This window comes from Caldibacillus debilis DSM 16016, assembly GCF_000383875.1.
Taxonomy (GTDB): domain Bacteria; phylum Bacillota; class Bacilli; order Bacillales; family Caldibacillaceae; genus Caldibacillus; species Caldibacillus debilis.
In genome coordinates this window covers 40214-50940 of the sequence record NZ_KB912888.1, presented here as the reverse complement: position 1 = coordinate 50940, position 10727 = coordinate 40214, and the positions used below count along the sequence as shown (strand labels likewise).

Here is a 10727-nt window from a genome sequence, read left to right as displayed (position 1 = left end):
ATATTGCGTATCTAGATTTCGTTGATAGTAGCCGTTTCTCATATTTGATGTTCCGGCCTGTTCTATTTCGAGGAAATTCTTGATTTCTTCCCGCATGATCAGTTCTAATTTTTCCTTTACAAACTGACGAATGACACTTTCCAGTTGATTTGCCCAGTCGACATTCGGTATACTTTTAGACATAGGTAGGGTTCTCCTTTCTCTGGAATGTGTTGTGGTCCAAATCAGAGAATACCCTACCTTTTTTCTTTTGGTCTAGCAAAATGTTTTACACAAAATTTTATACATCATCGCTCCCGAAACATTTCACTCAATGGTGAAAACGACTCTACTATCCTTGTAAGACTTTTAATAATTTCTCTATCTAATCCTGCTTGCATGCATTTCTTCTTCCCTCATAACCATTTATACAAAAACAGATGCCCCTATAAGAGACATCTGTTTTAGTTGTTACGCATTCATTGGCCAGTTTTTATATTGCTGTTCGGCTTGTTCCATGAATTTGTTTGTTAAGAATTGCAATTGTTGACCCGTAATTTTTTCTTTCATGAGTACTTGCTTGACGGCTAATTTCACTTTAGCGTAGACATCTCGACGGTGAGGGCTTGTCCAGTCTACGGCTAATTGTTTCTTTAAGGCTTTGACCACCTTATGGATTAAACTAGCAAGAAACTCGTTTGAGAACGCTTCCTGCTCCATAGCAGTAATCGCTTTGTAAAATTCAATTTCTTCCTCTGACAATCCCAAATCGTGTCGCTTGCGCATTTCTTCTTCCATTTCTTTGCGCATGTTAATCATAACCCTGACCACATCGGCAGCCTGAATGACACGATTATGATAATCCCTTAACGTTTTCTCTAGAAGTTCGCTTAACGCCTTTGACTGTGGGCTTCCTTGGCTAAATGTCACTTTAATTTGGTCCTCTAAAAGTTTTTTCAGCAACTTTAAGCGCAAGTCTACATGCTCTTTTTTCGTTAAATCTGCCAAGAATGCATCATCCAATATGCTGATATCTGGACGTTCAATTCCTGCTATTTGGAAAATGTCAACCGTTTCTTTCGCTAATAGACTATTGTCAATAAGTTCTGATAATCGCTCTTCTAATGTTTTGTTTTCCTTAGATCCCCCAGTTGACGGGCGTAAATGTTTGCGAAGCTGTGCTTTCATCATGAAATAAAGCATGACTTCATCTGCAAGTTCAAGCACTTCCGGCTGATGCTTCACCAACTGATACGATTTTTCCAGTTTGGTGGCTGCTTGGATATATTCCTCGGGATCTCGGTTTAAAAGAATGTTAACAAGATCTGCAATGAAGTCTTCGCGCTCTATCTTTGGTTTTGCGCGCCAGTTTTGCACATCAATCTTGCTTGGAATAAATCCTCTTACTGCCTTCAGATGATCCATGAAGATGTTAACGGCCTCGGAAATATCATAAGTAGGACTTCCCGTGCTGCCACTTTGCGTATATTTATGAGTTGCTTCTTTCAGTGAAGTGGCAATGCCAATATAATCAACGACTACACCGCCTTCTTTTCCCGGAAACACTCGGTTTACACGGGCAATGGCTTGCATAAGATTGTGTCCCCTCATTGGCTTATCGACATAAAGGTAAGAAAGCGGTTTGGCGTCCATTCCTGTCAGCCACATATCGACGACAATGACAAATTTCAAAGGATCTTCTGGATCACGAAGTTTGGCTTTCACTTCTTCTTGCTCTTTTTTCGATTTAATATGCGCATATTTGCTTCCCGGCTGAACTTCTCGCCACTCTTTAGGATCCTTTGATACATCCCCTGTCATAATCACTTCAACAGGAGGGCATTCCGGAATTTCTCTTAGATAATTATACAAATCCACCGCAATGCGTCGGCTCATACAAACGATCATCGCTTTTTGAAACGGATTGGCGACTTGGTTAAAATGTGATACGATATCTTTGGCTAAACGACGGAGCCGTTTTGGAGTACCGACGACTTTTTCCAGAGCGGCCCATTTTCTTTTATAGCTCTCTGACTCTTCATCGTCTCCCCCTGCTTCTTCGATAATTTTTCTGTATTTTTCATCAATGTCCCCAGCGGATAAATCAAGCGGAATTAGGCGGCTCTCATAGTAAATGGGCAATGTCGCTTTGTCTTCGACCGCCTGAGCCATATCGTAGCGGTGGATAATATGTCCGAAAATTTCTTCTGTATTGTTATCAACAAAATCGACCGGGGTTCCCGTAAATCCAATATAGGAAGCGTTCGGCAAAGCATAACGCAACTGAGCGGCAAATCCGCCCGCAAAACCGGCTTGGGTGCGATGTGCTTCATCGGCAATCACAACAATGTTTCGTCTTTCCGATAAAACAGGGTGTCGGGTTTCTCCTTCTTTTTTACGGAATTTTTCAATAGTGGAGAAAATAATTTGTCCCGCTTCCCCTCTCAGTAATGTCCGCAACTGTTCGGTATTCTCCGCGTGATGCACATGGCCGATGTATGATTTCCCTTGCACAAACGTATCATGCAACTGTTCGTCTAAGTCATTACGGTCCACTTGAATGACAATTGATGGATTTTCCATTTCCGGATGGCGAGACAAAATTCCTGCGAAAAATAACATGCTTAGCGATTTGCCCGAACCCGTTGTATGATACATTACCCCGATTTTCCGGTCTCCGTCAGGCCGCGTCGCACGGATCGCTTCATTGACAGCGAAGTTTACGCCAAAAAATTGGTGATATTTCGCGCCGATTTTTGTAATTTTGCTTCCTTCCTCCAAAAAGACAATAAAATTACGAATATAATTTAGCAGACGGTCTTTTGGAAATAATCCTTCAATCAGCGTGCGCATCGTATTAGCACGGTTGTTATCGACATTTCGCCCATCAATCGATTTCCATGAGGCAAAGAAATCGTAATCGGCAAACGGCATCCCATGCTTCGTTTCCACGTTATCGGAAATAACAACAAAAGCGTTGTAGTTAAATAATTGCGAAATATCATATGTATAGTTTTGAATTTGGGTATATGCATCATAAACAGTCGCCTGCTCGTTGTTCGGATTTTTCAACTCAAACACAATCAGCGGCAAACCGTTAATATATATAACGATATCTGGCCGGCGGGACATGCGCCCTTCAATCGGCAATTGATTAACCACTAAAAAGTCATTGTTCTCCGGATGTTCCCAGTCAATCGGGAAAACATGAGGCGTGTACGTTTCATCGTTTACCTCATAAGAGAACTCAAGTCCTTTCGTCAACATTTGGTGAAAATGCATATTTCGGTTGATCAGTTTTACCCCATCCGGCGCCGTCAAAATTTGAGCAAGCCTTTTGATTTCTTGTTCCGGTATAGCTGGATAAGCCTTCTTTAAGAAGGCTTCCAGCCGACCGTATAGAACTACCTCATGAAGACTTTCCCGCTCTCCACGCTGAAATAATTCCTGCGCATGAAGATAGTCATAACCTAACCGTTTTAAACGTTCAATCGTCGTCTCTTCAAATTCCGTTTCACCTAGAGGTCTCGTTGCCATGCTGCTTGCACCTCCTAGTCGAATTTATATCCAATTTAAAGTACTTCTTCTACTTGTTTTTCTGCTTTTGATACATCAATTTCACCTGATAAAAGGCGAGGGAGGAGATAATCTCTTATTTCACTAAGTTGTTTATTAATGTTATCATTTTTATCTATTAAACTGTAATATGTTAACACTTGTTTATTATATTGTTCTATAGTTTCCTCAGGTGGTATTATTACTTTTATAGACTTTAAACTTGTTTGTGTTATTAATGGTTGAGTCGAACCACCTGTTATTAGAGAAAAATCTATATTTTTAAGAACAGCATATAAAAAACTATAGTAATATGCTTTTAAGGGGATTAAAACCAGAGAATTGTCAGAAGGCCAACATGGTTTTGAAACTCTAAATACCTTGCCAATTGTCCCTACACGACCAGTAATAAATATAGGTTCATTATACAAATATTCATTTGTAACTCCCATAGGCCCCCCTCCCCCAAATATAGGGTATTCACCTATATCTTTAACCTTAGGACGTTTACCACTTAATACTTTTGCCAAATCTTTAACTTGACCAATTTTCCAATTATTTGGGATAACTCCTAATTCCGACTCCACAAACTCCCCGTCTTGAAACGGTCCAAAATCAACAAACCAATGCTTGTAAAGCGTCATGGCCATTTCTTCGAGAGTTTTGTTCATCCGAATATTAATATCGATTTTATCGTCTATTGTTTCGAGTATCTTACCTATTCTTTCCTGTTCATTGACATCTTCAGGTATACTTATCTCTAGATTCTGAAGCACTTTCCAATCAGCTCTTGGCATTTTTGTACCACTTGAAGAAGCTGTAGCAAGATCAATCATCTCTTGTGAAGCCATTAGATAAAACAAGAAAGTTTGATTGAACTTCCTAGGATTTTTACTTGTTAATACAAGAATATCGGTTGAACATACGCCATTAAATTTAGGTCTTACTACTTTACGAAAATATGGACGTAATTTCCCAAATAAAATATCTCCTTTTGAGAAATAACTTTTTGTACTCGTTACTTCATTTGATTTTCCAACACTGATTAACCGTAATGTTCCTTGACCTATATGTTCTAACCCAATATAAGGTAAAACCTCATCAGGTTTGGGTTGATATGACTCTCTTTTTAGTTCAACAATATCTCCTAATTTCACTTTAATCCAATTACTCACAGTAATTCCTCCAAGTCTTTCTTAATCTTTTCTTGAAGGCGATTCGATTCTTCAAACTGTTCTAAAAGACGCTGAGTTAATTCAGCCATTTTTTCTTCAAACGGTACATCGTCTTCATTGGATACTTCCGTCCCAACATAAATGCCCGGCGTTAATTTGTAGTCATTTGCCCGAACTTCTTCAATTGTTGCAACTTTACAGAATCCAACAACGTCTTCGTATCCTTCTGCCCCTTCGTATTTATAGGCACGATAAACGGCTGCGATTTTATCAATTTCCTCTTTAGACAACGCTTTTTGCTTACGACTAACGAGCGTTCCCATTTTACGGGCATCGATAAACAAAATTTCATTTTTTCGCGCCCGATAGCCGTTTTTGCCGTCACGGTTTTTGCTTAAAAAGAATAAGCAACATGGAATGCCTGTGGTAAAGAACAGTTTTTCAGGCAATTGAACAATGCAGTCAATATATCCTTCATCCACTAATTTTTGACGAACTTCTTTCTCCTCTTTCACATTCGTTGTCATCGCTCCGTTTGCCATGACAAATCCTGCGGTACCTGTATCATTTAAATGATATAGGAAGTGCTGCATCCACATATAGTTCGCATTGCTGTTTGTGACTGGTCCGATTAAGCGTGGGTCATTTTTTGATAAACGGTCTGCTCCCCAGTCTTTTTGGTTAAACGGCGGATTGGCAATCACGTAATCGGCCTTTAAATCAGGGAACTGATCGTTTAACAGCGAGTCTCCTAAGCGAATTTCTGCATTGATGCCATGCAACAAAACGTTCATTTTTCCAAGACGTACGGTCGTTACTACATTTTCTTGCCCGTAAAACGAAAGTGCGTGTTTGTTTGGCGCATATTCTTCACTTTGTATAAACATCCCACCGCTGCCGCACGCAGGATCAAACACAATCCCGCTTTTCGGCTCCAGCATAGCAACAAGCAACTTAACGATACTGGATGGCGTAAAGAATTCTCCGCCTCTGTTGCCTTCAGAAGCAGCAAAAGAACTAATAAAATACTCATATGTACGGCCCAATATATCTACACTGTCATCCGTATTGGCGCTAAATACATCACGAGAAAAAATTTCGATTAATCCCGCCACGTTTTCAGGCGGTAAGTTCGAACCTTGGTAAATTCGCGGCAATATCCCTTCCAGTTCGGGGTTTTCCTCTTCAAGACGCTTCATCGCGTTATCAAGAATCTCTTTAATATTCGGCTGCTTGGCGTTTTTCATAATATAAGACCAACTTGCTTCTTCAGGCACGACAAAGACGTTTTCCGCCTTATATTGGTCCGGGTCGGTAATGATGATTTGCCGCATTTCATCATCTTCCGTATACCAATCGCTGCTTGGATCTTTTACAATTTGCTCTAATTCTTTTCGGCGCTGTTCGTACTTGTTAGAAAGATAGCGCAAAAAGATTAACGGAAGAACATAATGTTTATAATCAGCAGGAGCCACACTCCCGCGCATTTTAGTGGCCGCTTCAAATAAATCCTTTTGAAAATCGATGTCTGCTTTTACTGTCATGCTTCTTCCTCCTGTTTCTATGCCTTTTTCCGGTTTGATTCGCTGAAAACAAAGGGAAGATCCGAATTCCGTTGGAGTCCGTGATATCATGTACAAAGAAGCGGATGGGAAACGTCTCATTTGCCGAACTTCAGTCCGCCGGGCGTGGCTCCGATTTTTTCCACAAAGATTTGAAGGAAAACCCGAAATCCATCGGAGATGCCTATGGATTCCAACTTTAATTATATCGCGTTCCATACGTCTTCGGCACGCATACTTAGGACAACTTCAGCCGTTTCTCGGGCGCGAAACAACAGTTGTTATAGATGTATTCGGATAAAGTGACGGCATCGTCCTGGATTTTCCCCACGTCCCATTCATCCGCGAACAGCCGCTTCCTTGCCGTTAAAACGATATTCGGATATTCTTTCTTTATTTCCCAATCATAAGCAAAGCTGGCCTGTTGAGCGGCTTCCGTCAGGATGTCCCGGATCGTTCCCGCGTCTTCCCTTCTTCTCATCCAAATCTTCGGCGGCCTTTTCCCATGACCGTCACAGCTCATCGTCGTATATAACCCCGCTTTATTTAAGGCAAATACGAGGCTGGCAATCCCGCGGTCCAATTCCTTTATGCGGATGTCATTTCGCGAATCATGCGGCCAAAAGGCCGGGACTTCTTGCCATCTTGAAATGCCGTACGAGTACCATTTTTCCCGGTCAAAACGCTCAATTTGCCGGAAAATTTCATCCGAAACATGGGCATTCGGCAAGATCCGAATTCCTCTTTTGCCTATTCCGAAGTTAATTCGCAATACTTTTAAGATCGTGGTCATTTCGAAGAAGTTGACATCCGAATACCATGGGTCCAAAACCAATTCCCCATCCGTGAGCTCCACCCAAAAACCCCGTCTTCTCAAAACGTCTCTGAATGCAAGCAGAAGTTTCTTTTGCAACGCCCGGTCCCCCCTACTTTGACACCGGCCGGATAAACGGTCCGATGCCTATTTTTTGATATGCTTCCAAATACTTTTCCTTTCTGATTTCACAAGCCTTGCGAAGGATTTCATCCGCCTCTTCCAGTTGTCGGATCATCTCCCGCTGCCGCTCGACAGGAAGCAAGGGCAACTCGACGGAACGGATGTCGGAAGGAGTCAATACCGTCCCGATGGAGCCGCTTTGATGGGCCTCAAAGTAATATTGGCCAGCCGGACTTTCCAAAAAACGTTTCACGTATTCCGGACTGATTTCTTCCGGCGAATGGAGGCGGATGATAATGAACATGTGCGATACCAAGATCGTACCGTCGTATTCCGGAACAACTGCAATCTTCTTTTGGGTCCCCCTGCCCGAGACCAGTATATCGCCCGGCCGAGCGGTTACCCGCTGCAGATCCCTCGTTTGCACCGGAAATTGATCGATGGAATCAAACCGGATTTCTCCGTTTTCGATATCCCGTAATTGAATAACTGGGAATAACTCCCCATCCCCGTTCTCGGTTTCCCGGCGAAGGGGCAGATTGACGCCGCGGATGACTTCCGCAATGTCCCCGATGTGCACTAGATTTTCCGCTTCGTTTTCGTATTTTTTCTTATTAAAAACGATCTTGCCGAATTCCGTGTCCAGTTCCACATGAATGAAGTATAAGGTCGGGTTTAAATCCCAATTGTTCTCGGCAATTTCATCGATCTTAACAATCCGGGAGTATTTTTCTTTGTTTTCATAGGCCTCGAGGGTTTCAACGATTTTCCGGACATGTTTGGAAGTCAAATATTTCTGTGTTCTCGTCCGCTCATAATCCCCTTCGGCATTAATGATTTGCACCTTGCCTTTTTTATGGTCCGGTTTATGTTTGTTCAACAGAAGAAGCGCCACGGGAAGGGCCGTTCCGCTAAACAAATGATTCGGAAGGAAAACGATGCTTTCGATGACATCGTCTTTTATCAGCATGGAACGGATTTTTCTTTCCGCCGCACCCCTGACCAGCGTTCCGAAAGGTACGATCAATGCCGCTTTCCCTTCCGGCTTCAACGAAGCCAATGCATGCAAGATAAAGGAATAATCCCCAAGCGATTTTGACGGAAGATCGTAAAAATCGAACCGGTGGTAAGGATCATTGACGGCGAACTCGTATCCCCAATCCCTTAAACCGAAGGGAAAATTCATGAGAATATAGTCAAATTGCATCAGGCGCCCATCTTCGAGCCATTTCGGGTCACGGATCGTATCGCCCAGTTTCAGGTCGCCCCGATCCGGCAAGATGCGATTGACAAACAAATTCAGTTTGCCGATCCCGTATAACTCTTCATGAATCTCCTGCCCAAAAACGGAGACATCCTTTCCTTCGGTTTTCGCGTACCGGTGGGCTTCAACGAGCAGATTCGCGATCCCGGCCGTTCCGTCGTAGACGGATCCGCCGGTCGGCTTTAACGCGCGGATCATCAGCCGGGCCAGGCCATCGGGTGTGAAATCATAATCTTTGGAGGAGGCAAGCAGCTCTTTGATTAACGTTTCAAAAAAAACGGCCGCAGCCCCATCGCTTTGATATTCCGTTCTTGATAATCCATATCGTTCAAGAAGGACCACCAATTTATATAGGGAGTTTTCCCCGATGTTCGTGAACGAGTCGTTAAGAAACACGCCGGAGAGGGAAGGCTCCAAGCTTTCAAGCATCCGGTACGATGATCGGATAATCTCCTTTACGTTTCCGGGGCGATTTTTCAGTTCTTCCCTGGTCACGATGTTCGCGAGCTTCTCGCCATATTTTTCATCCTCCATGGCAAAAAACAGGGCGTGCAACTTGAATAATTCAACTGCCAACCCTTTTTCCGCTTCCATTTCTTTCTTGCCGAATTGATCTTTTAATTCTTGAACGAATCGTAGCGCTTTGTCACGGATCATCATTATACCTCCTCAATTTCTTAATAAAGTATTCCTAATACCTTAAAATTTTTCCCGCAAAAAAGAGACTTTTCTATGCAAGCATTCCATGGCCGATGAAGTCCAAAATGCCTAATCGAAGCGGACATAAGCACTCCGTTTCGGGAGTGCCGTGTTCCTTCGACAGGGCGCGGAGTTATACATAAATGGGGACTTAGCCCCATGTCGCAAGGGCGCAATTCAAAGGCATCTCCTCTTGCTGAAGGTTGATCATCTCTGCGAGTCTAATATAACATAGAACAAAGGGTTTGTAAAGGGAATTTATAATTCTTTTTTATTTTTTTCTAATTATCTTCTTAAAGAAATGATGATTGTTTCAGGGAAAAGTAACATGAAAAATACGAAAAAGGAAAAAGCCATCGCGTCCTTGCCATGGCTCCACGAACATAGGATTCCGGCGGGGTGCCACTCCCGGATCTCCACCGCGGCGACGGCTGCCTGTTCCGTCCTCGGAAATCCTGTTTTTCAGACAATTGCCGAATTTCGATGATGTGGGTACGCGAAAGGATCTGCAGGAAGAGGATCCTTGTCATGGACTGGTGATTACATATGATTTTATGGGACGCCAAACCATTCCAAATGATCCATCCTTTTTCGCCTTGAGAAGAAATAATGATTTTCCTTTAAGTGGGATTTCTCCTGTCGTTGAAGGGGAAGCCCCAGCGCAGAAAAAGACCGTATCCAACGGACGCCAATCATTCGTCAATCATTATTCTCGGGGCAGCGAAACCAGCGAAAGAAATGATTTAACCTAGATATTCCCGGCAACCGTACGGCGATTCTGCCAGCGAAATCCATTACAGAAATTTTTCGACTTCCCCGTATTCATCTTGTCAATCATTTTGTGAAAGATTTATTCCGGATTACGGAAGACATGCCGTTTTTCCGTGGGAGAACCGAATAATCATTTGATTTCTATTTGGACAAATTCCCTGTATTTTTTAAATCCAAGTTTTTTGTAGAAATCGTTGGCGATTTTATTTTCAATCCAATAATCCAATTCGACCCAATCTATTCCTTTGTTTTTCGCAATTTCATAAATCTCTTTCATTAATCTCGAGCCATAGCCTTTTTTTCTCTTGGTTTCCGTTACGCTAATTTGATGGACATATTCGGATTTATAGGCCTTTTTAAAAGGGGTTTCCGGATCGTTTCTGATCTCGATCCAAGCGTATCCGATCGCTTCGCCGTCATCCTCGACAAGGAGAAAAATAAAACGTTCGTCATGAATAATACCTTTGAAAAATTCTTTCATTGCCTCATAGTCATATTGCTTAAAATATTTGGGATACAATTCATAATGCAAATCATGGACGGACTGATTCAGTTTTGCAATCGTCTCATAATCAGTTGTTCGGATAATTTTCATATTTTTTCCCCACTTGCCATTTCATTTATCCTGATTATATCCATATTAAGGTTTTAATGGAATCATCATTATAAAAGTCGGATGGAATACGGATGTACGCAAATACTTTATTGCATTCCGATCGCGCCGGCCTTCCCCATATTCTTGATTGATCCTATAAGGTTATTCGCTTTTTACCAAAGGTACGGTC

At 42.3% G+C, this 10727-nt stretch carries 7 protein-coding genes and 1 pseudogene; 1 reads left to right on the top strand and 7 read right to left on the bottom strand.

The window, feature by feature from the left end; translation table 11 throughout:
• The 6 genes and pseudogenes from A3EQ_RS0109140 to A3EQ_RS0109110 all read right to left on the bottom strand — a co-directional run.
• Nucleotides 1-183 (bottom strand): annotated as a pseudogene (locus A3EQ_RS0109140) (IS256 family transposase); the annotation flags it as partial.
• Nucleotides 184-450: 267 nt separating this feature from the next.
• Nucleotides 451-3516, bottom strand: a complete 3066-nt coding sequence (locus A3EQ_RS0109135; RefSeq protein WP_020154872.1) for a type I restriction endonuclease subunit R — start codon at nucleotides 3514-3516, stop codon at nucleotides 451-453.
• A 35-nt stretch (nucleotides 3517-3551) separates the two neighbouring features.
• Nucleotides 3552-4709: a restriction endonuclease subunit S gene (locus tag A3EQ_RS0109130; protein WP_020154871.1), complete on the bottom strand. Its 1158-nt coding sequence runs from the start codon at nucleotides 4707-4709 to the stop codon at nucleotides 3552-3554.
• Complete coding sequence (locus A3EQ_RS0109125) at nucleotides 4706-6253, bottom strand: type I restriction-modification system subunit M (RefSeq protein ID WP_020154870.1); 1548 nt, start codon at nucleotides 6251-6253, stop codon at nucleotides 4706-4708. The genes A3EQ_RS0109130 and A3EQ_RS0109125 overlap by 4 nt, the downstream gene beginning before the upstream one ends.
• Nucleotides 6254-6509: 256 nt before the next feature.
• Entirely contained in the window at nucleotides 6510-7127 is a 618-nt protein-coding gene (locus A3EQ_RS0109115) for a hypothetical protein (protein WP_244874570.1), read from the bottom strand.
• A 70-nt stretch (nucleotides 7128-7197) separates the two neighbouring features.
• Nucleotides 7198-9129, bottom strand: a complete 1932-nt coding sequence (locus A3EQ_RS0109110) for an N-6 DNA methylase (protein WP_020154867.1) — start codon at nucleotides 9127-9129, stop codon at nucleotides 7198-7200.
• Nucleotides 9130-9659: 530 nt separating this feature from the next.
• Here A3EQ_RS0109110 and A3EQ_RS22475 point away from each other — a divergent pair.
• Nucleotides 9660-9923: a hypothetical protein gene (locus A3EQ_RS22475; RefSeq protein WP_153017712.1), complete on the top strand. Its 264-nt coding sequence runs from the start codon at nucleotides 9660-9662 to the stop codon at nucleotides 9921-9923.
• A gap of 149 nt (nucleotides 9924-10072) precedes the next feature.
• Here the strand turns inward: A3EQ_RS22475 and A3EQ_RS0109100 are convergent, their stop codons facing one another.
• Nucleotides 10073-10537: a GNAT family N-acetyltransferase gene (locus A3EQ_RS0109100; protein ID WP_020154865.1), complete on the bottom strand. Its 465-nt coding sequence runs from the start codon at nucleotides 10535-10537 to the stop codon at nucleotides 10073-10075.
• Between the last annotated feature and the right edge of the window lie 190 nt (nucleotides 10538-10727).